Genomic DNA, 24,073 nt, shown 5'->3' on the forward strand with positions numbered 1-24,073 from the left:
GCGGGGGAGGAAGCGCCGGTGGCGGGGCGGCCGGGAGCACGTCGTCGGCGCCCGGGACCAACTCGGCCGGGACAGCGCAATCGAGCGGCGGTTCCGGCCCACGGGGATCGACGACCGTCGGCCGACCCGGCAATCCTGCAGGCGGCACCAATATCGGACGCATCGATGGGACCGTCACGCCCGGACCCTCGCTGCAGGGCGACGACCAGATTCGCTCGGAGACCTCCCGCGATTCCGAAGCGGATCGAAAGATCAAAGGCATCTGCAGGGGATGCTGAGCCCATGATGCTGACCCCTTGATCAGCAGGGCTTTCGCATTTGAGATTTTCCCTGCGGCCATCCTTCGAGATGTCCGCTTGAGGCGGGCTCCTCAGGATGAGGTCGGAGTGCGCGGCAGCAGTTTCAACGGGCACTGACACCGATTAGCCTCATCCTGAGGAGGCGCGTCAGCGCCGTCTCGAAGGACGAGGCGTGCGCGCAGACCGCCGCCACAAGTCATATGCGATTGCGCTGCCCCTGATCAGGACGCCGGCTTGACCGGCGTCCAGTCCAGGTCCGCATCATCGCAAGGCTCGGGGTCGGCCGGGCAAGGCCTGATCTTCAACTCGTCCTCGAGCACCGCCTCGCCCTCGGCATGCTCGACCAACCCCGCCTCATCGGCTTTCTCCAGCGCTTCCTCCTTGGTCGGAAACGTGCGGCTCATCTTCTCTCCGTCCTTGAACAGGGCGTATGCCATGATCGCCTCTCTGGCTTCCGTCGCTACGCGCTATGCGATTTCCCTGAGGTGACTCAGGGTCGACAATCCGAGGCCACCCAAAGCAAGCAAGAACGATCTTCTCGGCATGTGCATCTCCAACATGTGAGCGACAGACGCAGCGTGATATCGAACGTTCCTATCCGGAATGAAGCCGATGACCAATCGCGCACGCGTGCCGACGAACGTCTCGCTCGCCTTAACGCATGTTAGTCTCGATCAATTGGCACGATTGATCGCAAGCTCGATCCCAGTGAGATGCTGATCGCCATAGGAACGTGTCCGTCTAGCATGGCTTAATTCCGCATCGGAAGTGCCGAGCCGCGCACGAGTTCACCACATGCAAGACAGACAAAGCAATTTCCCGACGTCCGCAGGCGTCCTTCTCGGACTTGGCCTCGGCGCATTCTTCGACGGCATCGTCTTTCATCAGCTGCTGCAATGGCATCATATGTTAAGCGGCTGGTATCCGCTCGATTCCATCGAGAACATCACCCTCAATACGACTTGGGACGGCATCTTTCACAGTACCGCCTATGTCCTCGTACTCGCTGGGCTTTATCTGTTATGGCAGCGGGCACGCCGAGGCGCGCCGCGGTGGTCCCGCTCGCAGTGTCTCGGGACGATCCTGATCGGGTGGGGCATCTTCAATCTCGTCGAAGGCGTGATCGATCACCAGATCCTGAGATTGCATCAGGTGAACGAGACCGTGCCCGACGGCCAGCGCATTTTCTGGGATATCGGCTTCCTGCTGTGGGGAGCTGCGATGATCGTCATGGGCGTTGCCATGGCACGCGCGGGCGCGCAGGAGGGAGTGCATGCGAAAGGCAGCTTACAGGCTCGTTAGAAACACGCCGCCGGCTCTGGTCTACGTGATGTTTCTGCTGCTGCTCGTGCTCGCGACGGCGCCGGCGTTTCGGCCAGTGCTGTTCGGCCTCTCCGTCGACGATCTCTTGCAGTTGCGCTGTTTTTCGCCGGTCTGAGCGCGGAGGTGACCATGGTGGAGTTCAGGCTTCCAAGAAACTCCCGCATCGAGCAGGGGGTGGTCTGGCCAAAGCCGGCCGGCAAGAGCTTGCGGGAATTTCAGGTCTATCGCTGGAATCCGGACGATGGCCGCAATCCCAGGCTCGACACCTATTTCGTCGATCAGACGGATTGCGGGCCGATGGTGCTGGACGGGCTGATCTGGATCAAGAACAACATCGACTCGACCCTGACCTTCAGGCGATCCTGCCGAGAGGGCGTTTGCGGCTCCTGCTCGATGAACATCGCCGGCCAGAACACGCTGGCATGCACGAGGTCGATGAACGAGGATGTTGCGGAAGGCGAGCCGCTCCGCGTGCTTCCCCTGCCGCATCAGCCGGTGGTGAAGGACCTGGTGCCGGATCTGACCAACTTCTACGCGCAGCTCGCACTCATCGAGCCGTGGCTGCAGACCACGTCCCCCACGCCGCAGAAGGAATGGCGGCAAAGCCACGAGGATCGGGCGAAACTCGACGGATTGTACGAGTGTATTCTCTGCGCGTGCTGCTCGACCTCATGCCCGAGCTATTGGTGGAATTCCGAGCGTTTTCTCGGGCCGGCAGCCCTGATCCAGGCGGCGCGCTGGATCAATGACAGCCGGGACGAAGCCACCGGCGAACGCCTCGACATGCTCGAGGATCCCTTCAGGATCTATCGCTGCCACACCATTCTGAATTGCGCGAAAGCATGCCCAAAGGGCCTCAATCCCGGAGAAGCCATTTCGGCTCTGCGGCTCAAGATGGTCGAGCGGAAGTTCTGATCGCGAGCGAGACGCCACTGCGCAAAACAGGAACCATGGCTGCGGCGCTCGCTTATCAGACGCGAGTTGGAGGCGCCTGATGGGAAAGAAGCAATTTGCCGCTCTGCCGTTTCGGCTGGACAAGTCCGAGCTGCGGGTGATGCTGATCACGACCAGGCGCAAGCGCAGGTGGAGCGTCCCAAAGGGATCGCCGATGCGCAACAAGGAGCCGCACCTGACGGCTGCGCTCGAAGCCTATGAGGAGGCGGGCCTGGTCGGTGTCGTGGCCACGCGCGCACTGGGCAGCTTCAAGCATCGCAAGCGAAAAGGTGATCGCAAGCGGACCATGAACGTTGCCGTCTTCCCCATGAAGGTGCACGGGCGCCAGCGCTGGTGGCCCGAGAAGGGCGAGCGGGAGGCGATCTGGGTCTCGCCCAAGACGGCGGCGCGCCTGGTGCACAAGGCGCAGCTCCGGCGCCTGATCGCCCGGTTCGCGGCGCAGACGGCGCGCGAGACATCCTCGCCGCTCGGCCGGTGAGGGGGGGCCGGGATTAGGAACACGTCGCGCGCCCAATCATTCAAGCTTGATGGACCAACAAACCACGGGGCTCATATCGGAGGAGCGGCCGCCTCACGACATCCTGGCAGCGGCGATCGAGCGACGCCGCGCCGTCTTGTTCGTGGGCGCCGGTGTCTCGATGGCCGTCGGCCTGCCGTCCTGGCAGTCCCTGATTGATCATCTCTTGGACGATTTGGGCCTCGAACGCAACGTCATCGACGGAATGCATGGCGGCTATCAGATGCTTGCGGAATATTATCGGATCAAGCGCGGCGGGATCGGCCCGCTGCGCAGCTGGCTCGACCGCAATTGGCGTGTCGACCCCGAGAAGATCGCCGCTTCAGAGCTGCACCGGATGATCGTCGAGCTGGATTTTCCGGTCATCTACACCACTAATTACGACCGCAACCTCGAAACCGCGTTCGACGTGCTGAACAAGCCCTTTGCGAAGATCAGCAACGCGAAGGAGATCGCGAGCGCTCGCGCCGGCGTCACCCACATCATCAAATTCCACGGCGACTTCGATGACGATGCTTCGCTGGTTCTGACCGAGACCGATTTTCTCAACCGGCTCGCCTTCAATTCCCCGCTCGATATCCGCTTTCGCGCCGATGCGCTGGGAAGCACGCTGCTCTTCGTCGGATACAGCATGTCCGATCCGAACATCCGGCTGCTGCTGCACCGGATCTGGCAGATCTGGGACGAGTCCGGGCACAGCCAGGACCGGCCGCGATCCTTCGTATTCGTCGCGCAGCGCAATCCGGTGCAGGAGGCGGTGCTCGCCAACTGGGGCATCACCACCATCGCCCCGCCCGAGGGTATGGCTGCCGATGACGGTCTCAGGCGGCTGCTGCACGACATTCGCGAGCGGCTTGACGGCAGGACAGCGCCTAGCTCGGGTCCCGACACCGAGAGACATCGCTAGGGCCGCCGGACGCTGCAGATCTCGTTCGGGGCTAGAGTGAGGCTTGCGGCATATTGCATATCCAGAAAGCCGGCGCGCCAGCGCTGCGCCATGGCCGTCTCCGACAGATCAAAGGATTTTTCCGGCCCGGCCTCCTCGCGGCCCGGCCGGTAGCTCAGGAGATAGACCTCGTCCTTGTAGTGGAGGTCCTGAAGCTCGGCGCGGAGCTGACGGGCCTCCAGAGCGTAGCCGAGGCGCTGGAAGGTCTGGTTGCCGAAGGTCAGGTCGCTCTTGCGCTCGGAGGCGGCCTCGAGCCCATCGGGGACTTTGCCGTCGCGCGGAAACAGATCGATCGCATAGAGGCGGAGCGGGCCTGCAGTCTCCAGGATCGGATCGAACGGCGCGTTCAGCGAGAACCCGCCGTCGACGAGCCAGCGGCCGGCGATCTGCACCGGAGCGAATTCGGGGAGAAAGCCGCAGCTGGCCAGGATATGGTCCATTTCGATCCGCTCCGATGCGGAGTCGAACAACACGGCATCGCCGCTCTCGACATCGGTGGCGCAGATCGTGATGCGCAGATCGCCGCCATTCAGACGTCCGAAATCAATCAAGCGCTGCAGGCGTTGGCGGGTCGGGCCGAGATCGTAGATGCCGCCGTAGTGAGACGCCGGAATGGGGAGGCGGGGGTGGAAGAAACCGGAATGACCCAGCACGCGCGTACTGATCGAGCTCAGCCACGCGAAAGTATGGCGGCCCGCGTTCGGCACGTCGGCTGGACTGCTTGGGGCATGCCAATAGCTGCGTAAATTGCGCAGCCGATCGTCGCACGGGCTCCCCGCGATCAGCGCGGCCGTGATGGCCCCGGCCGACGAACCGGTCACCCAGTCGATCGGCAGCCGAAGCGAACTGAGGGCTTCAAACACACCGCCATGATAGGCGCCGAGGCCGAGCCCGCCGGAGAACGTGATGGCGGTGAGAGGACGCTCGGCTGTGCCGCCAGGCTCAGCTGCACGGTCGGTCAAGACGGGCGCCAATTGCCGGTCGGGTGGTCGCGCCGATCACCGGTATCTCCCGCAATAGCGAAGATTGATCGCGAGAGCGGCGGCGAGCAATCGACATTCATCTCAAAGCTCCAATGTCGACAATTGAACGCGGCTCTTGATGCCGTGTTCCAAAGGCTCAAACGGCACGCATGGCCGCCCTTTGCGGCGAGCCGTTAACCTGTGTGAAGCCGGTCGCTGCAGATCGCGGCTAAGGTGACGGCTGCGACAGCTCCGACCGGAAGCGGGATGCCAGAACAATCTCCGAGCCTCAGAAATTTCACCATCAACTTCGGTCCTCAACATCCTGCCGCGCACGGGGTGTTGCGGCTGGTGCTCGAGCTGGACGGCGAAGTCGTCGAGCGCGTCGATCCGCATATCGGCCTTCTGCACCGCGGCACCGAAAAGCTGATCGAGGCCAAGACCTATCTCCAGGCCATTCCCTATTTCGACCGGCTCGACTACGTTGCTCCGCTGACCCAGGAACATGCCTTCTGCCTCGCCATCGAACGGCTGATCGGCATTGAGGTGCCGCGCCGCGGCCAGCTCATCAGGGTGCTCTATCACGAGATCAGCCGCATCCTCTCGCACCTTCTGAACGTCACCACCCAGGCCATGGACGTCGGCGCCTTGACCCCGCCGCTGTGGGGCTTCGAAGAGCGCGAGAAGCTCATGGTGTTCTACGAGCGCGCCTCCGGCAGCCGGATGCATGCCAATTATTTCCGGCCGGGCGGCGTGCACCAGGATCTGCCGCCCAAGCTGATCGACGACATCGAGGCCTGGTGTGATCCGTTTCTGAAAGTCGTGGATGATCTCGACCGCTTGCTAACGCTCAACCGGATCTTCAGGGCGCGCAACGTGGATATCGGCAGGGTGACGCTGGAGCAGGCCTGGGCGTGGGGATTTTCGGGCGTGATGGTGCGCGGCTCGGGCGCCGCCTGGGATTTGCGCAAGGCGCAGCCTTACGACTGCTATGCGGAGATGGATTTCGACATCCCCATCGGCAAGAACGGAGACTGCTACGACCGTTATCTCATTCGCATGGAGGAGATGAGGCAGTCCGTCCGCATCATGAAGCAGTGCATCGAGAAGCTGAAGTCGCCGGACGGCGGCGGCCCGGTGATCGTGCAGGACAACAAGGTCGCGCCGCCCCGGCGCGGTGAGATGAAGCGGTCGATGGAGGCGCTGATCCATCACTTCAAGCTCTACACCGAGGGCTTCCATGTTCCCCCCGGCGAAATCTACGTCGCCGTCGAGGCGCCTAAGGGCGAATTCGGCGTGTTTCTCGTCGCGGATGGGACCAACACCGCCTACAAGTGCAAGATCAGGTCGCCCGGCTTCGCCCATCTGCAAGCGATGGATTTCCTCTGCAAAGGGCATTTGCTGGCGGACGTCTCGGCGATCCTGGGCTCGCTGGACATCGTGTTCGGCGAAGTCGATCGCTGATCGTGAACGGCCGGCACGCACCTACTCGGGCAGAGGCGTGTCGGCGATGTCCAGCAGCGCGCCGAGGCCTTGGCGGAGGCGCCGCGTCGCGATGCTGTCGTTGGCAAGGCCGAACACCACGAGCGAGCGCGCGGTCACCGCGTAAGCATGCCCGAACTCGAACTCGGCCATCGGCGCGTCGGGCCGATTGGTGTCGATCAGGCCGAGCCAGCTGCGTCCGTCGGTGACCTCCGGCAGGGTGAAATTCACGACGTCGTGGTGCGCGTTGTAGACCAGCAGCATGGTCGCATCCGAGCCGCGGCGCTTGATCCCGGTCTCCTGCGCGCGGCCGTCGAGCAGCATGCCGAAGCACTTCGCATTGCCGTCCTGCCATTGCTCCGTCGTCATCTCCTCGCCGGACGGCGAGAGCCAGGTGACGTCCTTGACGTCGAGCTCCTCGTTGTGCGAGCCGACCAGGAAGCGGCTGCGGTAGAGGATCGGAAACGCCTTGCGGGTGGCGATCAGCTTGCGCACGAACTCGCGCAGGCTGCGGCCGTTCGCGGTGATGCCCATCCAATTGAGCCAGGTGGTCTCGTTGTCCTGGGCGTAAGCATTGTTATTGCCGTTCTGGGTGTGCCCGAACTCGTCGCCCGCGAGCAGCATCGGCGTACCGTGGGACAGCAGCATCGTTGCCAGCAGATTCCGCTTCTGGCGCTCGCGCAAGGCGGTGATCTCGGCGTCGTTGGTCGGCCCTTCGACGCCGCAATTCCAGGAATGGTTGTTGTCGTGACCGTCGCGATTGTCCTCGCCATTCGCCTCGTTGTGCTTGTCGTTGTAGGAGACGAGATCGTTGAGGTTGAAGCCGTCATGCGCGGTGACGAAATTGACGCTGGCCCAGGGCCGGCGTCCGCGCTTGTTGAAGAGGTCGCCGGAGCCCGAAACGCGCTTGGCGACGTCGGCCAGCGTGCCCGGATCGCCCTTCCAGAAGGCGCGCACCGTGTCCCTGAACTTGTCGTTCCACTCGGCCCAGCCCGGCGGAAACTGACCGACCTGATAGCCACCGGGCCCGATATCCCAGGGTTCCGCGATCAGCTTGACGCTGGAGAGCACGGGATCTTGGCGGCAGGCGTCGAGAAAGCCGCCGCCTTCATCGAAGCCATAGGGCTCGCGCGCCAGGATGGTGGCGAGATCGAAACGGAAGCCGTCGACCCGCATCTCTGTCGCCCAGTAGCGCAAGGAATCAGCGACGAGTTGCAGCACACGCTGATGCGAGAGATTGACGGTGTTTCCGGTGCCGGTGTCGTTGATGTAGTAGCGTTTCTTGTCCGGCAGCAGGCGGTAATAGCTGGCATTGTCGATGCCCTTGAACGACAGGGTCGGGCCGAGCTCGTTGCCTTCGGCGGTATGATTGTAGACGACGTCGAGAATGACCTCGATGCCATGGGCGTGAAACTGGTTGACCATGGCCTTGAATTCGTTCGCAGACGTCGCCTTCAGGTAGCGCGGATCAGGAGCGAAGAAGGCGATGGAATTGTAGCCCCAGTAATTGCGCAGGCCTTTCTCGACCAGATAGCTGTCGTCGACGAACGCATGGATCGGCAGCAGCTCGGCGCTGGTGATGCCGAGCGAGCGCAAGTAGGCCGGGATTTCCGAATGTGCGAGGCCCGAGAACGTGCCGCGATCGGCTTCCGGCACCAGCGGATGCAGCTGGGTGAAGCCTTTGACGTGCATCTCGTAGACGATCGTGCGCTCCCACGGCACTTCCGGCTTGCGCGCCACGCCCCAGGTAAAGGCGGGATCGATGACGCGGCATTTCTGCATCAAGGGCGCGCTGTCGCGTTCATCATAGGACAGGTCCTTGTCGGCGTGATCCAGCCGGTAGCCGAACAGCTCCGGCCCCCAGCGGAGCTGGCCGACCAGCTGCCTGGCGTAGGGATCGAGCACGAGCTTGTTGGGATTGAAGCGGTGGCCGGCGTCGGGTTGGTAAGGACCATGGACGCGATAGCCGTAGACGGTCCCGGGACGGGCGGAGGGCAGATAGCCGTGCCAGACCTCGTCGGTATATTCGGGCAACTCGATGCGCTCGAGCTCGGCTTCGCCGGTATCGTCGAACAGGCAGAGCTCGACCTTGGTGGCGTGGGCGGAGAACAGCGCGAAATTGACGCCGAGGCCATCCCAGGTGGCGCCGAGCGGGAAAGGTCTGCCTTCGGTGATCCGGGTGCGGCGCAGGCGTGAGGCCGTCCGCGTCAGGGCCTCGTCTGAATGTGCTGGCTGGTCCATCTCTGCCCCCGAGTTGCCCGTCAGGATGTCGGCGCAGTCGCGGCGGTGGGCTCCACGTCGGCCGGCTTGGACGGCGCGTTGGCTTTTTGCAGAGCCGCCTCCTTGCTGATGGCCGGAATGGAGTTGCCGATCCGCCCGACGATCGCGATCAGCTCAGCGTCCGAAAGTCCGAGCCGTTTCTTGACGAGGCGCACCTGGGCGCGGTCGGTCAGGTCGAGCTTGTTGCGGATCAGTTGCGGCTTCGGGCGGCGCATGGCCACGGCTCCTGTCTGGGATGGTAACCGTCGCGCTGATGATTCCGTTCCCGTCGCGCTGCAAATGTCCGGCGTCGGCGCCGTGGAGGAACGAACGCACACGGCTCCGCTTTGTCGCCCCGACGCGCGCAATTGCATGCCGAGGTGGGCATGCCGCGAAAGGGGATGGGCTTGAGTCAAAGACTGGGAATGGCCGAGCAAAGTCGGCGCCATGGTCCTCAGATCGTCGATCATGGGGTCTCGTTCCACCTGTGGGCGCCGACGGCGCGATCGGTCGAGCTGCTCGAAATCGGCCAGCCGCCACGCAAGATGCCGCGCGATGCGGACGGCTGGTATCAGCTATTGAGCCAAACTGCGCGCGCCGGCACGCGCTATCAGTTCAGGATCAACCAAGACCTCGTCGTGCCCGATCCCGCCTCGTGCTTCCAGCCGGACGACGTCGGCGCGCCGAGCGAGGTGGTCGACATGGCCGCGTTGAGGGACCCGGTGCTCTATCCGGGCCGTCCCTGGGCGGAAGCCGTGATCTACGAGCTGCATGTCGGCACGTTCAGCGAGGAGGGGACCTATGCCGGCGTCGAGAAGAAGCTGCCTTATCTTCGCGATCTCGGCATCACCGCCATCGAGCTGATGCCGCTCAACGACGTGCCCGGACGGCACAATTGGGGCTATGACGGCGTGCTCCTGAACGCGCCGAATGCCCGCTACGGCCGGCCAGAGGATCTCAAGCGGCTGCTGCGCGCGGCGCATGCCCTCGACATCATGGTCTATCTCGACGTCGTCTATAACCATTTCGGGCCGCAGCTGAACTATCTGCATCTCTATGCGGAGAATTTCTTCAACCCGCGCCACACCACCGGCTGGGGGCCCGCCGTCAACCTGGAAGGAGCCGACGGCGCGTTCGTGCGCGAGTTTCTGATCGAGAATGCCCTGATGTGGCTGCGCGACTATGGCTTCGACGGCCTGCGCTTCGATGCCGTTCATGCGCTGAAGGACGACTCGAACCGTCATTTCCTGGTCGAACTCGCGGAGACCCTGCGCAGCCAGCTGGCGGGCCGGCGCATCCATCTGATGCTGGAGAACGAGGCCAATCAGGCGCACCTGCTCGCGCGTTCACAAGGACGCGCGACGTACTACGATGCGCAATGGGGCGACGATTTCCACAATGCGCTGCACGTCCTGCTCACGGGCGAGGACGAAGGTTATTACCGGGCGTTTGCGGACAAGCCGCTCGAACATCTGGCGCGATCCCTGACCGAGGGCTTCGCCTATCAGGGCGAGGTGTTTCCCCTGCACGAGGCGCCGCGCGGCGAGCCGAGTGCTCATCTGCCGCCCGAAGCGACCATCTTCTTCGCCCAGAACCACGACCAGGTCGGCAACCGCGCTTTCGGGGAGCGGCTGTCGCGGTTGGTCGGTCCGGACAAGCTGGAGCTGGCCCTCGCACTGGTTCTGCTCAGCCCGCATATTCCAATGCTGTTCATGGGCGAGGAAGCGGCAGCCGAAACGCCCTTCCTGTTCTTCGCCGACTGGTCGGGCGAAGCCGCCGAACTGACACGGGAAGGCCGCCGCAAGGAGTTTTCACACTTCAAGGCGTTCGCGACGCCCGAAACGCGCGCCGGAATCCCGGACCCGTGCGACGAAAGAACCTTCCGCGCCTCCAAGCTGGACTGGACCCGCATCGAGCAATCGCCTTCCGGCACCAGGTTCCGAGCACTGACGACGCAGTTGTTGACGATCCGGCGCGAGAAGATCGTGCCGCTGATCAAACGCGGGTTCGTTTCGGCGCAGCGACAATTGCTCGGCGCGGATCCCAGCATGGGCGGCGTGGATGTGCGCTGGCAGACCGAGCAGGGCGACGTTCTGCAGATTGTCGCCAATCTCGCCGACCTCGAACTGCCGATGCCGTCGCTGGTCGACGGCGAGAGCCTGTGGCGATTGCGCCGTCATGTCGCCGGAGCACTTGCGCCCGGCGACATGATCGTGAGGCTTGGCCGCAAGCGCTGACGACAGACGAGGGTCAGCGCTCTCAGGCTAGCTGCCGGCACGGCTCGCGACGGCCGGTGTGGGCGAGGTCGCGAACTTGCCGAGCCCGAGGTAGACGAGGCCCGCCACGCCGATTCCGAACAACCAGCTCAGATCGGCACCGCCGAGCAGATAGATCGAGATCGGCCCCTGCAGCGCGCTGACGAGGCCGTCCTGCACCAGCCATCCGGCAACGAGGCCGGCGAAGAACGCGATCATGCCGGCCCAGTTGATGTCGCCATAGGCGCTGCTCTCCGGCGAGCGATAGAACTCGGCCACCTCGATCTTGCCCTTGCGCTTGATGAAGAAGTCGGCGAGCACCACGCCGGCCCACGGGCTCATCCACAACAGCAGGCTGATCATCCAATGGTCGAACGCCTTCGCGAAGGACGGCGCGAAGATGAAGTAGAGGGTGACCAGATAGCCGGCGACGCCGACGATGACGGTGAGCCAGAAGCGCGAGAGTTTCAGCCCCGCGCTTAAGGCGGCCAGCGCCGCCGAATAGACGTTGAGGATGTTGGTAGCGATCGGGCCGTGCAGCACCATCAGGAGGACAAGGATGCTGACGGGACCGCCGAACACCGCGCTGACCATCTTGGCGGGATCCGTGTCCAGCGTCGTCGAGGCAATGGTCGCGCCGAGAATGCCGAGCCAGACCGTCGGCACGAACATGCCGACATAGCTGTACCAGAACACGGCTTTCGACGGCGTGGAGCGCGGCACGAAGCGCGAATAGTCGGAGGCCCAGGTGACCCAGGAAATGCCCCAGCCGACGCCGATTGCGGTCATCAGCATCGTCAGCATCGCCAGATGCGCGCCGGGCGGCAGCGAGGTGGTCAGGTTCCAGTTGACGACGCCGGGCCGCGTCCAGGCCAGCACGCTCATCAGCACCATGATGGCGATGGTCGGCGGCACCGTGTACTTCTCGAAGGTGCGGATCGCGTAGAAGCCGTAGACGCCGATCATCACCTGCACCGCCATCACCAGCGTGATGACGATCATCTCGACCAGCCAGGTGTCGGGCACGCCGAACTGGCCGAGGATGCCCATCGAGACCTTGACCGGGAAATAGGTGTTCACGCCGATCCAGCCCAGCGTCATCAGGAACATCAGGATGCTCGGCAGGTAGGCGCCGCGGACGCCGAAGGCGGACCGGCTCAGCACCATCTGGTTGACGCCGGTCTTGTGTCCCATCACCGTGAAGGTCGCGAAGATCGCGCAGCCCACGATGTTGCCGAGCACGATGACCGCGATTGTCTCCATCAGGCCGAGCTTGAGGATGATGCCGAGCGCGCCGAGCGCCCAGTTCACCGGCGCGACGTTGGCGCCGGCCCAGATCCACATCTGCTGCGGCCCGCTGGAGTCCCGGTCCGCGTCGGGAATTGGCTCGATGCTGTGAATATCAGCGCGAAGTTCGGAATCCGTCATGGCATCCCCCAATACGAAGCACGCTTCGCATCATCGCAGCATAAATCGTGCCATGGGTTGCGGAGCGGCCGGGCCGGGCGCGTTTCGATGCCGGACGCAGCGAGGCTCGCCTCGGATGCGACTGCGTTTTTAAGCGCCGGCCATGCCGACGCGCCGGCCTGCCGCAGCACACCGGACCCGCCGCCGGTTGACGGCGATCGATGCACGGCCGGGCAGCGGTACGATGATAAATTAAGCAGCCCAACTCAAAAGCGCAGCACTCGCCTCTAGTCGAATAGGGCAGCGGCGCTGTCGCGACTGGGATGGCCGGCCACGATGCGCTGCATCATCTCGATGAAGAGGGCCTGTTCCCGCTGGCTCAAATCACCGAGCGTTGCGCGATGCGCTCGCCGTGCCGCGCCCTCGATTTTAACCAGCAGCGCGGCGCCGGCCGGCGTCAGGCGGCACAATCGCGCGCGCCGATCGTCCTTGTTCACCGCGCGCTCGACAAGGTTGCGCGCCGCGAGACGCTTCAACGCACCGGTCGTCGTAGTGCGATCGAGCGCGATATCGGCCGCCAAAGTGGTCTGATCGGCGGTTTCTCGCACCGCCAGCGCCGAGAGCAGGCTGTATTGCAGCGGCGTGACCTCGAATTCGCCGCAGGCTTCCTGAAACAGCGCGACGTGAATCTGGTGCAGCCGGCGGATCAGATAGCCGGGCCGTTCCGACAAGGGCCAGGGGCGGTGCCGCGTCCCGCCGCGACGTGTCTTCGCTTGCCGCAATGCACACACTCCCAAGCCGAAACCCTGCCGCGCTTAGCTCGATTCGAGTGCGCCTGCCACATCGGGATCATGGCACGATGCTTGCTTTTGTCAAAATGCGAAGCATGCTTCGTAATTCGAGGGACGAAGCCGTCGCCCCTCGCAAGAAGAGGAGAGCGCCATGTCCGTCACTGCCAGCTTCGATCTTCTGCTCCGGGGTGGCCGCGTGATCTGTCCGGCCTCCGGCGTCGATGGCCTCAAGGACGTCGCCATGCGCAATGGCAAGATCGCGGCGGTCGCATCCGACATTCTGCCGACCAGCGCGAAGGAGGTCGCCGATGTCAGCGGCAAGCTCGTGCTGCCCGGGCTGATCGACACCCACGCGCACGTCTATCAATATGTCTCCGGCCGTTTCGGCATGAACCCCGACATGGTCGGGGTGCAGTCCGGCGTGACCACGCTGGTCGACCAGGGCGGTCCGTCCTGCATGACGCTGCCGGGTTTCCGCCATTTCATCGCGGAAGCCTCGGCCTCGCGCGTCTATGCCTTTATCTCCGCCTATCTCGTCGGCGGCCTCGAGGGCCATTTCTATCCGCAGCTCTACAGCCCCGACGGCGTCGACATCGATGCGACCGTCAAGGCGGCAACTGCCAATCTCGATCTCGTGCGCGGCATCAAGGCTCACGCGGAGATCGGCGGCTTCGCGCGCTGGGGCATTCGTGTCATCGAGATGGCGGCCGAGATCGGCAAGCGCGCCGACCTGCCGGTCTATGTGCATTTCGGCCAGCTCTGGGGCCTGCCCGAGAGCGGCGCCAATGGCGAGGACGCCGACACCATCCTCACCCGCGTGATCCCGCTCTTGCGCGAGGGCGACATCCTCGCTCATCCCTTCACGCGCCATCCCGGCGGCTTCGTCAATCGCGAGGGCGAGGTGCATCCGGTGATCCAGGCCGCGCTCGACCGCGGCCTCAAGGTCGATGTCGGCCACGGCAGCCATTTCTCCTATCGGCTCGCGAAGAAGGCGATCGCCGCCGGAATCATTCCGACCACGCTCGGCGCCGACATCCACGGCTACAACACCCATGTGCCCGCGCCGGCCGGAACGCCCGACCAGCACGAGGACGATGAGAACCATCCCTTTGCCGGTCAGGCCAAGTTCAGCCTGGTCCAGGCGATGAGCTCGATGATGGCGCTCGGCCTGTCGCTGGAGCAGGTGGTGCCGATGGTCACCGCCAATCCCGCAAGAATGCTTGGCCGCAGCCACGAGATCGGCGCGCTCAAGATCGGCATGGACGCCGACGTCTCCGTGCTCACGGAGAGAAACGGCCGCTTCGTCCTGAAGGACAACGAGAACAACGAGGTGATTGCCGAGCGCCTGCTGCAGCCAGCCTTCTGCCTGCGCGCCGGCACCCGCTTCGATGCGGTCGCGCCGATCCTGCCGCAGGCCGTCGCGGCATAAGGCCGGGCGGTGGAGGAGAACGCGAAGTTGCGCAACGAGCGAGAATTTCCGGACGGAAAGACGGGGCAGGGCGTAGGCGCACGGCTGCCGCGCAAGGAAGACGACCGCCTGATGCGCGGCCGCGGCCAATATGTCGGAGACGTCAGGCTCGCCGGCCTTCAGGACGTCGCCTTCGTGCGCAGCCCGCTGGCGCATGCGCGCATCCGCGGCATCCATGTGCCCGAACGCCATCGCGGCAGCGTGTTCACGGCGACCGATCTCGTCGGCATCAAGCCGATCCGTGCGGTGTCGGGCCTGCCGGGCTTCAAGATCTCGGAGCAGCCGGTGCTCGCCACCGGTAAGGTGCGCCAGGTCGGTGAGCTCGTCGCGATGTGCCTCGCGCCGACCCGCGCCGAGGCCGAGGACATCGCGGCCTCCGTGACGCTCGATCTGGAGGAGCTGCCGGCGATCCATGACATGCTGAAGGCGCGCGAGCCCGGCTCGGCGCTGGTGCACGAGCATTGGGGCGACAACGTCTTCCTGGAGACCAATTACGAGGTCGACATCTCCGCCGCGCTCGATGCGCCGATCAAGGTGACGCGCGAGATCTCGACGGCGCGGCAATGCATGTCGCCGCTGGAAGGCCGCGGCGTGGTCGCGACCTTCGACGAGAGGCTCGATCAGCTCACACTGCATTCGGCGGCGCAGATGCCGCACATCACGCGCAGCGGCCTCGCCGAATGCCTCGACATGGAGGAGGGCCAGATCCGCGTCATCTCGCCCGACGTCGGCGGTGGTTTCGGTCACAAGGGAATTTTGTTGCCCGAAGAGGTCTGCCTGTCCTGGCTGACGATGCGTTGCGGCCATCCCGTGCGCTGGCTCGAAGACCGGCGCGAGCATCTCGTCGCCAGCTCCAATTGCCGCGAACATCATTACAAAATCACGGTCTATGCTGACCGTGACGGCACGCTGCGCGGCATCGACTGTGAAGCGACGGTCGATTCCGGCGCCTACTCGTCCTATCCGTTCTCGGCCTGCCTGGAGGCCGCGCAGGTCGCCAGCATCCTGCCCGGTCCCTACAAGATGCCGGCCTATCGCTGCCGCACCTTCTCGGTCGCCACCAACAAATGCCCGATCCTGCCCTATCGCGGCGTCGCGCGCACCGGCGTCTGCTTTGCGCTGGAATTGATGCTCGACCTCGTGGCGGCGGAAGCCGGCCTAGAGCCCGGCGAGGTGCGGCTGCGCAATCTGGTGCGCCCTGAACAGATGCCGTTCGACAACATCACCAAGAAGCATTTCGACAGCGGCGATTATCCGGAAGCGATGCGCCGCGCACTCGCAGCCATCGACATCGACGCCATCCGCGCCAGGCAAAAGCAGGGCGAGGCCGACGGCCGCCGCATCGGCGTCGGCATCTCCATCTATTGCGAGCAGGCCGCGCACGGCACCTCGGTCTATTCCGGCTGGGGTATCCCGATGGTGCCGGGCCATGAGCAGGCCTCGGCGCGCCTGACGCCGGACGGTGGCCTTGAACTGCGTGTCGGCGTGCACTCGCACGGGCAGGGCATGGAGACGACGCTCGCCCAGGTCGCGCACGAAATCCTCGGCGTGGATGTCGCAAACATCCGCATCGTCCTCGGCGACACCGCGATGACGCCGTATTCGACCGGCACCTGGGGCTCGCGCTCGATGGTGATGGCGGGTGGTGCGGTCGCGACCGCCTGCCGCGAGCTCGGCGAACGTGCGCGCCGCATCGGCGCGAAACTTTTGCAGCACGATCCGGCCTCCGTGGTATTGCAGAACGGCGAGGTGCGCGGCGTCAACGGCAGCGTCAGCCTGAAGGCGATCGCCCACACCTGGTACCGCCGCCCGCAGGATTTGCCGCCAGACGTCGATCCGGGCGGGCTCGAGGTCACCCAAGGCTACAAGCCCGTGCGCGACAGCGGCACCTTCAGCTATGCCGCGCATGCAGCCGTGGTCGCGGTCGATCCTGATATCGGCGAGGTCGAGATCCTCGACTATGTGATCGTCGAGGACGGCGGCGTGCTGGTCAATCCGCTCGTCGTCGACGGCCAGATCTATGGCGGCCTCGCGCAAGGCATCGGCACCGCGCTCTACGAGGAAATGCCGTTCGATGCCTCCGGCCAGCCGCTGGCGACGACGCTCGCGGATTACCTGTTGCCCGGTCCGACCGAGGTCCCGGCCGCGCGCCTCGATCATATGGAGACGCCGTCGCCCTATACTCAGTTCGGGGTGAAAGGCATCGGCGAGGGCGGCGCCATCGCACCGCCCGCCGCAATCGCCAATGCCGTCAACGACGCGCTGCGCCCGCTCGGCGTCGAGCTGATGCAGTCGCCGATCACGCCGCATCGCATCGTCGCGGCGGTGCTGGCCGCGCGTGCGGCTGAGAGGAGCGCGGCATGAAACCGGCGCCCTTTGCTTACGAGCGCCCGCGCGATCTCGATGCGGCTCTCTCGATGCTGGCCGCAAGCGGCGGATCGGCGAAGATCATCGCCGGCGGCCAATCGCTCGGCCCGATGCTCAATCTGCGGCTGGTGCAGCCGGAGCTGGTTATTGACATTTCCGGCCTTGCCGAGCTCAAGCGCGCAGAGGTCTCCGGCGACGAGCTCGTGCTGGGCGCCCTCGTCACCCATGCCGATATCGAGGACGGCCGCACGGCCGACGTGACCCGCGGCGCCATGCGGGCTGTCGCTGCCAACATCGCCTATCGCGCGGTCCGCAATCGCGGCACGATCGGCGGCTCGCTCAGCCATGCCGATCCCGCCGCGGACTGGATCTCGGCGCTGGCGGCCCTGGGTGCGCGCGTGACATTGCGCAGTCTTGCCGGTGTGCGATCGATGGCGGTCGAAGCGTTTGTGGTCGGTGCGCTGGAATCTGCGCTGCATGCCGGCGAGATCGTCGAGGCGGTCCACGTGCCGGCGCGATCGGCGACAGCGCATTGGGGTTATGCCAAGAGCTGCCGCAAGACCGGCGAATTCGCCCATGCCATCGGTGCGATATTGGTCGATCCCGCTGCCGCCTCGGCGCGTATCGTGATCGGTGCCATCGATACGACGCCGATCGTCATCACCGATGCCGCCGAGCTGTTCGGCGGCCGGATTGCCGCCGACTACAAGCAGCGCTTCGATGTCCGTGCCGCCGATGCCCTGCTCGCAAGCGCCGGCATCGACGATGCCGCGCAGCGCCACATCCATGTCAGCGTGCTGAAGCGCGCCGTTCTGGAGGCCGCGGCATGACCACGATCGCGCTTCAGGTCAATCGCCGCGCGGTGGAGCTGCACGCCGAGCCGCGCACCAGCCTTGCCGATTTCGTCCGCGACAGGCTCGATCTCACCGGCACGCATCTCGGCTGCGAGCATGGGGTCTGCGGCGCCTGCACTGTGCTGCTCGACGGCGTGCCGGCGCGCTCCTGCATCACCTATGCGGCGGCCTGCGAGGGCGCCGATGTCACCACGATCGAAGGCCTCGACGAGGACGAGATCACGACCGAGCTGCGCGCTGCCTTCACCCGCGAGCATGCCCTGCAATGCGGCTATTGCACGCCCGGCATGCTGGTCTCGGCGCGCGACCTGGTGCTGCGTCTGCCCGACGCCGACGAGCGCCAGATTCGCATTGGCCTCAGCGGCAATCTCTGCCGCTGCACCGGCTATGTCGGCATTGTGCGCGCGGTGCAGTCCGTGATCGAGGCAAGGCGCGCGCGCAACGTCGCGCCGATGGCGGATGGGGGTCGGACCGTCCTTGGTCCTGCCGGCTCGGGGCGAGCGGCAACCGCCCGGAACGAGTTGCGGCCTGCGCGGCACGCGCCAGCTCCGGCACTGGAAAGTGCCACCCCAAGCAGCATCCCCGACTTCACGCCGGCAACCGTGCTCGATCAGCGCTTCACGTTGCCGTATCCGCCGGCAAAGGTGTTCGCGATGTTCGAGGACATCGCAGGTATCGCCGCCTGCCTCCCTGGCGTATCGCTGTCGTCGACGCCAAAGCCGGAGCGCGTCGAAGGATCGATCCGCGTCAGGCTCGGTCCGATCGCAGCAAGCTTCGAGGGGGCCGCGCGCGTCGAGCGGGATCCCGCGACACTCTCGGGGCGCATCGTCGGCATCGGCACCGACCAGCGCAGCCATTCGGCGACGCAGGGCGAGATCCGTTACCGCCTGCTGCCACTGGAAGGCGGCGCGGCGACCGCGGTCGAACTGTCGATCGGCTACACGCTCACGGGAATGCTGGCTCAGGTCGGTCGTCCCGGCCTCGTGCGAGACCTTGCAAAACGTCTCGTTGCGGAGTTCGCCGCCAATCTCGACCGCCACATGTCCGGCGCCTCGTCGGGGCAGGCAGGTCCGGCGGAGCTCAGCTTCTGGTCGATTGCATCGGACGTCTTGCGAGCCCGGCTCGCGCAAATATTTCGCCGCACCTTCGGAAGAGGTGGCGCGGAATGATCGGCGAACCGGCGCCGCGGAGTGACGAAGCCTGGACTGCCCTGACATCAACAGCGTGGGATTTGGAGAGACAAACATGACACGAACACTCGGACTGGTTCCGGCAATCGCGTTGGCGACGGCCTTGTTCGGCGGCGCCGCGGGGGCGCAGACCATCAAGATCGGCGTCAACGAGCCGCTCACCGGCGCGTTCGCGGCCTCAGGCACTTACGTCGTCAATGGTGCGAAGATCGCCGCCGACGAGATCAACGCCAAGGGCGGCATCCTCGGCAAGAAGATCGAGCTCGTCATCGAGGACAACAAGAGCAACCCGACGGAGGCCGCCGCCGTCGCCGAGAAGCTCATCACCAGCGACAAGGTGCCGGTCCTGATGGGCGCCTGGGGCTCGAGCCTGACGCTCGCGGTGATGCCGAAGCTGATGGAATACGAGACGCCGATGGTGGTGGAGACCTCGTCCTCCGGCAAGATCACGACGACGGGCAATCCCTTCATCTTCCGCATCTCGCCGCCCTCCGCGATCGAGGCGGCCGCGTTCAAGAACATCGTCGACAAGCTCGCGCTGAAAAAGGTCGACTTCCTTGTCATCAACAACGACTGGGGCCGCGGCACCGCCGAGGATTTCAGCAAGATGATGAAGGAGAAGGGCATCGGCATCGGCCTCGTCGAGACCATGGACCAGGGCGCGCAGGACATGAGCGCGCAGCTGTCCAAGATCAAGACCTCGGATTCCGAGACCGTCATCGTCACCACCGCCGTCGACCAGCTCACGCTGATCTTCAAGCAGGCCGCCGCGCTCGGCCTGAAGAAGCGCATCATCACCACCGGCGGCTCGCAGAATCCGGACCAGATCATCGCGCAAGCCGGCGCCGCCGCCAACGGCACCATGCATCTGACGACGTTCCTGCCCTGGTTCCCGGACAAGACGCCGAACCCGGAAGCCACCAACTATTTCATCGCGGAATGGAAGAAGCGCGGCTTCGACTTCGCCGGCTGCACCGAGAGTTTCCGCGGCTATGACGGCATCCGCACCGTCGCCGCCGCGATCGAGAAGGCCGGCAAGGCTGAGCCTGCCGCGATCAAGGCGGCGCTCTGGAACATCAACATCAAGGGGCTGAACGGCGACATCGTGTTCCGCAAGTCGGGCCCCGAGGGCAAGGAAAGCGGTCAGAGCCAGCCGAATGTCTATCTCATCGAGATCGCCGACGGCAAGATCGAGATGAAGACGCTCTGACGCGCTTGTTCGCAGGCGAGGGCGGTACGTCACCGCTCTCGCCGAATACGGACTAATCGGGAACAATCTTGAGCGAATTCCTTCAGCATCTGATCAACATGCTCGTGCTCGGCGGCACCTATGCGCTGCTGGGTATCGGGCTGACCTTGATCTTCGGCATCATGAACGTCGTGAACTTCACGCATGGCGTGCTCTACACGTTCGGCGCCTACATCATGTTCATCGTGGTGCAGCAGATCGGGCTGAACTTCTTTCTCGCGCTACCGGTGGCCGTGCTGGCCGGATGGCTGCTGGGTGCGGCCATCGAATTGACCTTGCTGCGTCCGCTGCGCGGCTCCGACATCGACACCACCATGCTGGTGATGATCGGCGCCTGGATCGCGATGCAGTCGGGCACGCTGTGGATCTGGGGCGGAGTCGCGAAAGCGGTGGCGACGCCATTCCCGGAGGCGCCGCTGGTGCTGGGGCCGGTCTCCGTCTCCTGGCTGCGCCTGTTCGTGCTCGCCGCTGCGGCCATGTTGATCCTTGTGACGTATCTGCTCATCAACAAGACCAGCCTCGGCCGCGCGATGCGGGCGACGTTCCAGGACCATGACACGGCGTCGCTGATGGGCGTGAACGTCGACATGATCTACACCTCGACCTTCGCGATCGGCTCCAGCCTGGCGGCCGCCGCCGGCGCGCTGCTCGGGCCGGTCTACGTCATTTTCCCGCAGATGGGCGATCTCGCCGCGGTCAAGGCTTTCGCCATCGTCATCCTCGGCGGCCTCGGCAACATCACGGGCGCGGTGATCGGCGGCTTCATCCTGGCGCTGGCCGAGGAGCTCGGCGCCGGCTACGTCTCGTCCGGCTACCGCGATGCCATGGGCTTTCTCATCATCATCGCGGTGCTGATCTTCCGGCCGACCGGCCTGTTCGCGCGCGCGGAGCGCGTCGGATGAAGACGATCGTCACCATTCTCGCCGTCGCGGCGCTGGCCTCGGTGCCGCTCTGGCTGCGCGATCCCTATCTGCTCAACGCGCTGATCACGACCGGCATCTTCGTCATCGGCGCGATGAGTCTCAATCTGCTGCTCGGCTTCACCGGCCAGCTCAGCCTCGGCCATATCGCCTTTTTCGGCATCGGCGCCTATGTCAGCGCACTGACATCGCTCGGCTTCGACATCGGCCTGCTAGGGGGTTTTCGTCTTGTCCACACACCATGGCCGCCGATCGTAGGCTTCGTGCTGGCAATTTTGATTGCAGGATTGTGCGGCTATTTCGTCGGTCTGTTGTCGTTCCGCGTCCGCGGCGCCTATTTCGTCATTGTGACGATCTCCTTTGCCGAGGTGGTCCGGCTGGTCGCGCTGAACTGGGTCGAGCTGACGCAGGGTCCATTGGCGCTGACCAATATTCCGTCCGTCGCGTTGCCCTTGCCCGGCTTTGGCGAGCTGACGCTGCGCACGAAATTCCACAACTATTATCTCGTCCTGGTCGTTGCGCTCATCGCCTATCTCCTGATCGCACGCCTCGTTCATTCCCATTTCGGCCGCTCCATGCGTGGCCTGATGGAGAACGAAACGCTCGCCGTCTCGGTCGGCATCGACGTGACCAGGACGCTGACGATTGCTGCGGTGATCTCCGCCGCGATCGCCGGCGCGGCCGGAAGTCTCTATGCACACTACATCCGGATCATCGACCCTGAAGTCTTCGCCTTCATCAACACCGTCACCATGGTGATCATGGTCATCAGCGGCGGCAAGGGCTCGCTGGCGGGTCCCGTCGTCGGCGGCCTGATCTTCGGCCTATTGCCGGTCGCGCTGCGGCCTGTGATGGCGCCGGAAGCGCAGTGGATCGCCTATGGCGGCGTGCTGATCGCCATCCTGTTCGTGTTGCCGCGCGGCATCGTGCCGTCGCTGGCGCAGCGGTTGACCCGGCGACGGCGCGGGACGACGGCGCTGGCACCGGTGACGCTCACTGAAACCGGCGCCAAGGAGCCGGCGTGATGACCGCGCGCAGCATCGCCATGACCATCGATCAGGTCGCCGTCCGCTTCGGCGGGCTGGTCGCGATCTCCGACATGAGCTTTGAGGTCGGCGAGGGCGAGATCGTCAGCCTGATCGGGCCGAACGGCGCTGGCAAGACCACCGCCTTCAACGTCATGACCGGCTTCCTGACGCCGAGCGCCGGCCGCGTCACCTATCGCAACACTGCGCTCGCCGGATTGAAGCCGCACGAGATCGCCGATCTCGGCCTGATCCGCACCTTCCAGCGCACCAGCGTGTTCCCGAACGACGCCGTCTATGACAACCTCCTGATCGGCCTGCACCGGCAGGGCCGGGTCCGGCTGCTCGACGCCATCTTCGGCCTGCCAGGCGCGCGCGCCTCGGAGCGCAAGCTGCGGCAGCGCGCGAGCGAGCTGCTCGAATGGGTCGGGCTCGAACGCCGCGCCCACGATGCGGCAGGTTCGCTCTCCTACGGCGAGCAGCGCTTGGTCGGCGTCGCGCTGGCGCTGGCGGCCGAGCCGTCGATGCTGCTGCTCGACGAGCCCGTCTCCGGCATGAACGCCTCGGAGACGCACCGTTTCGTCGAGCTGATCCGTGGCATCCGCGACCGCGGCATCACGATTTTGCTGGTCGAGCACGACATGCCGATGGTGATGACCGTCTCGGATCGCATCGTGGTGCTCAACTATGGCCGCATCATCGCCGAAGGGACGCCGGAGGTGATCCGCAACGATCCTGCTGTCATCGAAGCCTATCTTGGACATGGAGCAGGACGTGCTTGAGATCCGCGACATGGTCTGCGGCTACGGTGGCGTCACCGCGCTGCGCGGCATCTCGCTCGACGTGAAGGCCGGCCAGCTGGTCGCCCTGATCGGAGCCAACGGCGCCGGCAAGAGCACGACGCTGCGCGCGATTTCCGGCCTGGTGCCGCCGCGCTCGGGCCAGATGAAGTTCGAGGGCATCGACATCACCGGCGCGAAGCCGCCGCGCGTGCTGGCGAGCGGCATCGCGCATTGTCCGGAAGGGCGGCGCGTGTTTCCGCATATGAGCGTCGAGGAAAATCTCGATATGGGCGCTTACCTCCGGCGTCGTTCGGGCGAGATCGCGGCCGACCGCGACCGTATCTACTCGGAATTCCCGCGGCTCGCCGAGCGGCGCCGGCAGGCGGCGGGCACGCTGTCGGGCGGCGAGCAGCAGATGCTTGCGATCGGCCGCGCGCTGATGTCGCGGCCGCGCCTGATCATGTTCGACGAGCCGTCGCTCGGGCTCGCCCCCAATATCGTCGAGCGCACCTTTGCGATCATCCGCGGCATTCGCGATGCCGGCACCACGGTGCTGCTGGTCGAGCAGAACGCCTTCGCTGCGCTCGAGATGTGCGACCACGCTTATCTGCTCGAGAACGGCCGCATCGTGCTATCGGGCGCCGGGACCGAGCTGATCGCCAACGAGCATGTGCGCAAGGCCTATCTTGGTGGGTGACGACGCCGGGTGGATTGACGTCTGCGATCTCGACCGGCTGAAGGCGGAGACCATCGTCCGCGTCCCCGGGCGCGACCTGCTCGTGATCTGGAACGAGGGCGACGTCGTCGCCTGCGAACGTGCGTGCCCGCACGAACAGGCGGATCTGGCCTTGGGGCAGTTGAGCACGGGGCGGCTGCATTGCCCGCGTCACGCGGCGTCGTTCGATTTGCGCGATGGGGCAATCAGTGCGGGATGGCCGAGCCGGCCGCTGCGGCTTTATCCGGTGCGGATCACGGGCGAGCGAATCTGGATTGAGATGCAGGAGCGGCAGCCGGGGCGATGAT

At 65.0% G+C, this 24,073-nt stretch carries 23 protein-coding genes; 17 read left to right on the forward strand and 6 right to left on the reverse strand.

What is annotated here, in order from left to right:
• Positions 1–520 precede the first annotated feature (520 nt).
• The gene (locus I6F31_RS31390; RefSeq protein WP_036005032.1) at positions 521–736 is read right to left on the reverse strand and encodes a hypothetical protein; all 216 of its coding nucleotides are present in this window, start codon (positions 734–736) and stop codon (positions 521–523) included.
• 358 nt (positions 737–1,094) lie between these two features.
• Between I6F31_RS31390 and I6F31_RS31395 the strand changes: the two genes are divergently transcribed.
• The 5 genes from I6F31_RS31395 to I6F31_RS31415 all read left to right on the forward strand — a co-directional run bounded on the left by I6F31_RS31395 (position 1,095) and on the right by I6F31_RS31415 (position 4,000).
• Complete coding sequence (locus tag I6F31_RS31395; protein ID WP_036005029.1) at positions 1,095–1,601, forward strand: DUF2243 domain-containing protein; 507 nt, start codon at positions 1,095–1,097, stop codon at positions 1,599–1,601.
• Positions 1,573–1,737 (forward strand): hypothetical protein, encoded by a 165-nt coding sequence (locus tag I6F31_RS31400; protein WP_156447251.1) that lies wholly within the window; start codon positions 1,573–1,575, stop codon positions 1,735–1,737. Before I6F31_RS31395 ends, I6F31_RS31400 begins: the two co-directional genes overlap by 29 nt.
• A gap of 14 nt (positions 1,738–1,751) precedes the next feature.
• Positions 1,752–2,537: a succinate dehydrogenase iron-sulfur subunit gene (locus I6F31_RS31405; protein ID WP_036005027.1), complete on the forward strand. Its 786-nt coding sequence runs from the start codon at positions 1,752–1,754 to the stop codon at positions 2,535–2,537.
• 79 nt (positions 2,538–2,616) lie between these two features.
• Positions 2,617–3,054: an NUDIX hydrolase gene (locus I6F31_RS31410; RefSeq protein ID WP_036005025.1), complete on the forward strand. Its 438-nt coding sequence runs from the start codon at positions 2,617–2,619 to the stop codon at positions 3,052–3,054.
• Positions 3,055–3,103: 49 nt separating this feature from the next.
• Entirely contained in the window at positions 3,104–4,000 is an 897-nt protein-coding gene (locus tag I6F31_RS31415) for an SIR2 family protein (RefSeq protein ID WP_050995899.1), read from the forward strand.
• On the opposite strand, the gene I6F31_RS31420 is transcribed toward I6F31_RS31415, so the two are convergent.
• On the reverse strand, positions 3,997–5,001 hold the full coding sequence (locus I6F31_RS31420; protein ID WP_051056884.1) for a patatin-like phospholipase family protein: 1,005 nt from the start codon (positions 4,999–5,001) through the stop codon (positions 3,997–3,999). The genes I6F31_RS31415 and I6F31_RS31420 overlap by 4 nt on opposite strands.
• Positions 5,002–5,268: 267 nt before the next feature.
• Here I6F31_RS31420 and I6F31_RS31425 point away from each other — a divergent pair, with 267 nt between their 5' ends.
• Positions 5,269–6,465 (forward strand): NADH-quinone oxidoreductase subunit D, encoded by a 1,197-nt coding sequence (locus tag I6F31_RS31425; protein WP_036005022.1) that lies wholly within the window; start codon positions 5,269–5,271, stop codon positions 6,463–6,465.
• Between the two features lie 21 nt (positions 6,466–6,486).
• Here I6F31_RS31425 and glgX read toward each other — a convergent pair whose 3' ends face one another.
• Positions 6,487–8,724 carry a glycogen debranching protein GlgX gene (gene glgX / locus I6F31_RS31430; protein ID WP_225186632.1) on the reverse strand — a complete coding sequence of 746 codons (2,238 nt, stop codon included), beginning with the start codon at positions 8,722–8,724 and terminating at the stop codon, positions 6,487–6,489.
• A 20-nt stretch (positions 8,725–8,744) separates the two neighbouring features.
• Entirely contained in the window at positions 8,745–8,978 is a 234-nt protein-coding gene (locus I6F31_RS31435; protein ID WP_036005232.1) for a DUF3606 domain-containing protein, read from the reverse strand.
• Between the two features lie 189 nt (positions 8,979–9,167).
• On the opposite strand from I6F31_RS31435, the gene treZ reads away from it, so the two are divergent.
• The gene (gene treZ, locus I6F31_RS31440) at positions 9,168–10,979 is read left to right on the forward strand and encodes a malto-oligosyltrehalose trehalohydrolase (RefSeq protein ID WP_225186633.1); all 1,812 of its coding nucleotides are present in this window, start codon (positions 9,168–9,170) and stop codon (positions 10,977–10,979) included.
• Between the two features lie 27 nt (positions 10,980–11,006).
• Here the strand turns inward: treZ and I6F31_RS31445 are convergent, their stop codons facing one another.
• Both I6F31_RS31445 and I6F31_RS31450 read right to left on the reverse strand, forming a co-directional pair.
• Positions 11,007–12,425 (reverse strand): cytosine permease, encoded by a 1,419-nt coding sequence (locus I6F31_RS31445; protein ID WP_225186634.1) that lies wholly within the window; start codon positions 12,423–12,425, stop codon positions 11,007–11,009.
• Between the two features lie 266 nt (positions 12,426–12,691).
• The gene (locus I6F31_RS31450; RefSeq protein WP_225114753.1) at positions 12,692–13,186 is read right to left on the reverse strand and encodes a MarR family transcriptional regulator; all 495 of its coding nucleotides are present in this window, start codon (positions 13,184–13,186) and stop codon (positions 12,692–12,694) included.
• Positions 13,187–13,346: 160 nt separating this feature from the next.
• Between I6F31_RS31450 and I6F31_RS31455 the strand changes: the two genes are divergently transcribed.
• From I6F31_RS31455 to I6F31_RS31500, 10 genes are all read left to right on the forward strand, one after another.
• Entirely contained in the window at positions 13,347–14,624 is a 1,278-nt protein-coding gene (locus tag I6F31_RS31455) for an amidohydrolase/deacetylase family metallohydrolase (RefSeq protein WP_225145864.1), read from the forward strand.
• Positions 14,625–14,633: 9 nt separating this feature from the next.
• Positions 14,634–17,027: a xanthine dehydrogenase family protein molybdopterin-binding subunit gene (locus I6F31_RS31460; RefSeq protein ID WP_225145863.1), complete on the forward strand. Its 2,394-nt coding sequence runs from the start codon at positions 14,634–14,636 to the stop codon at positions 17,025–17,027.
• Positions 17,024–17,860: an FAD binding domain-containing protein gene (locus I6F31_RS31465; protein WP_225145862.1), complete on the forward strand. Its 837-nt coding sequence runs from the start codon at positions 17,024–17,026 to the stop codon at positions 17,858–17,860. The genes I6F31_RS31460 and I6F31_RS31465 overlap by 4 nt, the downstream gene beginning before the upstream one ends.
• Positions 17,857–19,053 carry a 2Fe-2S iron-sulfur cluster-binding protein gene (locus I6F31_RS31470; RefSeq protein WP_225145861.1) on the forward strand — a complete coding sequence of 399 codons (1,197 nt, stop codon included), beginning with the start codon at positions 17,857–17,859 and terminating at the stop codon, positions 19,051–19,053. Before I6F31_RS31465 ends, I6F31_RS31470 begins: the two co-directional genes overlap by 4 nt.
• A gap of 76 nt (positions 19,054–19,129) precedes the next feature.
• Entirely contained in the window at positions 19,130–20,284 is a 1,155-nt protein-coding gene (locus tag I6F31_RS31475) for an ABC transporter substrate-binding protein (RefSeq protein WP_225186635.1), read from the forward strand.
• A gap of 68 nt (positions 20,285–20,352) precedes the next feature.
• On the forward strand, positions 20,353–21,225 hold the full coding sequence (locus I6F31_RS31480; RefSeq protein ID WP_036004995.1) for a branched-chain amino acid ABC transporter permease: 873 nt from the start codon (positions 20,353–20,355) through the stop codon (positions 21,223–21,225).
• Positions 21,222–22,268, forward strand: coding sequence for a branched-chain amino acid ABC transporter permease (locus tag I6F31_RS31485; RefSeq protein ID WP_225186636.1), 1,047 nt, complete (start codon positions 21,222–21,224; stop codon positions 22,266–22,268). The genes I6F31_RS31480 and I6F31_RS31485 overlap by 4 nt, the downstream gene beginning before the upstream one ends.
• On the forward strand, positions 22,268–23,050 hold the full coding sequence (locus tag I6F31_RS31490) for an ABC transporter ATP-binding protein (RefSeq protein WP_225186637.1): 783 nt from the start codon (positions 22,268–22,270) through the stop codon (positions 23,048–23,050). Before I6F31_RS31485 ends, I6F31_RS31490 begins: the two co-directional genes overlap by 1 nt.
• Positions 23,043–23,747, forward strand: a complete 705-nt coding sequence (locus I6F31_RS31495) for an ABC transporter ATP-binding protein (RefSeq protein ID WP_192893248.1) — start codon at positions 23,043–23,045, stop codon at positions 23,745–23,747. Before I6F31_RS31490 ends, I6F31_RS31495 begins: the two co-directional genes overlap by 8 nt.
• The gene (locus tag I6F31_RS31500; protein WP_225186638.1) at positions 23,719–24,072 is read left to right on the forward strand and encodes a Rieske (2Fe-2S) protein; all 354 of its coding nucleotides are present in this window, start codon (positions 23,719–23,721) and stop codon (positions 24,070–24,072) included. Before I6F31_RS31495 ends, I6F31_RS31500 begins: the two co-directional genes overlap by 29 nt.
• The last annotated feature ends 1 nt before the right edge of the window (position 24,073 follow it).

Origin of the sequence: Bradyrhizobium sp. NBAIM01 (assembly GCF_020194115.1) — a bacterium.
Classification (GTDB): domain Bacteria; phylum Pseudomonadota; class Alphaproteobacteria; order Rhizobiales; family Xanthobacteraceae; genus Bradyrhizobium; species Bradyrhizobium yuanmingense.

Excerpts from the sequence above, each read along its gene's own strand:
- I6F31_RS31400 (WP_156447251.1), top strand. The coding sequence starts at position 1,573 with ATGCGAAAGGCAGCTTACAGGCTCGTTAGAAACACGCCGCCGGCTCTG.
- I6F31_RS31425 (WP_036005022.1), top strand. The coding sequence starts at position 5,269 with ATGCCAGAACAATCTCCGAGCCTCAGAAATTTCACCATCAACTTCGGT.
- I6F31_RS31410 (WP_036005025.1), top strand. The coding sequence starts at position 2,617 with ATGGGAAAGAAGCAATTTGCCGCTCTGCCGTTTCGGCTGGACAAGTCC.
- I6F31_RS31500 (WP_225186638.1), top strand. The coding sequence starts at position 23,719 with ATGTGCGCAAGGCCTATCTTGGTGGGTGACGACGCCGGGTGGATTGAC.
- I6F31_RS31485 (WP_225186636.1), top strand. The coding sequence starts at position 21,222 with ATGAAGACGATCGTCACCATTCTCGCCGTCGCGGCGCTGGCCTCGGTG.
- I6F31_RS31390 (WP_036005032.1), bottom strand. The coding sequence starts at position 736 with ATGGCATACGCCCTGTTCAAGGACGGAGAGAAGATGAGCCGCACGTTT.
- I6F31_RS31445 (WP_225186634.1), bottom strand. The coding sequence starts at position 12,425 with ATGACGGATTCCGAACTTCGCGCTGATATTCACAGCATCGAGCCAATT.
- I6F31_RS31465 (WP_225145862.1), top strand. The coding sequence starts at position 17,024 with ATGAAACCGGCGCCCTTTGCTTACGAGCGCCCGCGCGATCTCGATGCG.
- I6F31_RS31395 (WP_036005029.1), top strand. The coding sequence starts at position 1,095 with ATGCAAGACAGACAAAGCAATTTCCCGACGTCCGCAGGCGTCCTTCTC.
- I6F31_RS31490 (WP_225186637.1), top strand. The coding sequence starts at position 22,268 with ATGACCGCGCGCAGCATCGCCATGACCATCGATCAGGTCGCCGTCCGC.
- I6F31_RS31415 (WP_050995899.1), top strand. The coding sequence starts at position 3,104 with ATGGACCAACAAACCACGGGGCTCATATCGGAGGAGCGGCCGCCTCAC.
- I6F31_RS31470 (WP_225145861.1), top strand. The coding sequence starts at position 17,857 with ATGACCACGATCGCGCTTCAGGTCAATCGCCGCGCGGTGGAGCTGCAC.
- I6F31_RS31405 (WP_036005027.1), top strand. The coding sequence starts at position 1,752 with ATGGTGGAGTTCAGGCTTCCAAGAAACTCCCGCATCGAGCAGGGGGTG.
- glgX (WP_225186632.1), bottom strand. The coding sequence starts at position 8,724 with ATGGACCAGCCAGCACATTCAGACGAGGCCCTGACGCGGACGGCCTCA.
- treZ (WP_225186633.1), top strand. The coding sequence starts at position 9,168 with ATGGCCGAGCAAAGTCGGCGCCATGGTCCTCAGATCGTCGATCATGGG.
- I6F31_RS31435 (WP_036005232.1), bottom strand. The coding sequence starts at position 8,978 with ATGCGCCGCCCGAAGCCGCAACTGATCCGCAACAAGCTCGACCTGACC.
- I6F31_RS31455 (WP_225145864.1), top strand. The coding sequence starts at position 13,347 with ATGTCCGTCACTGCCAGCTTCGATCTTCTGCTCCGGGGTGGCCGCGTG.
- I6F31_RS31475 (WP_225186635.1), top strand. The coding sequence starts at position 19,130 with ATGACACGAACACTCGGACTGGTTCCGGCAATCGCGTTGGCGACGGCC.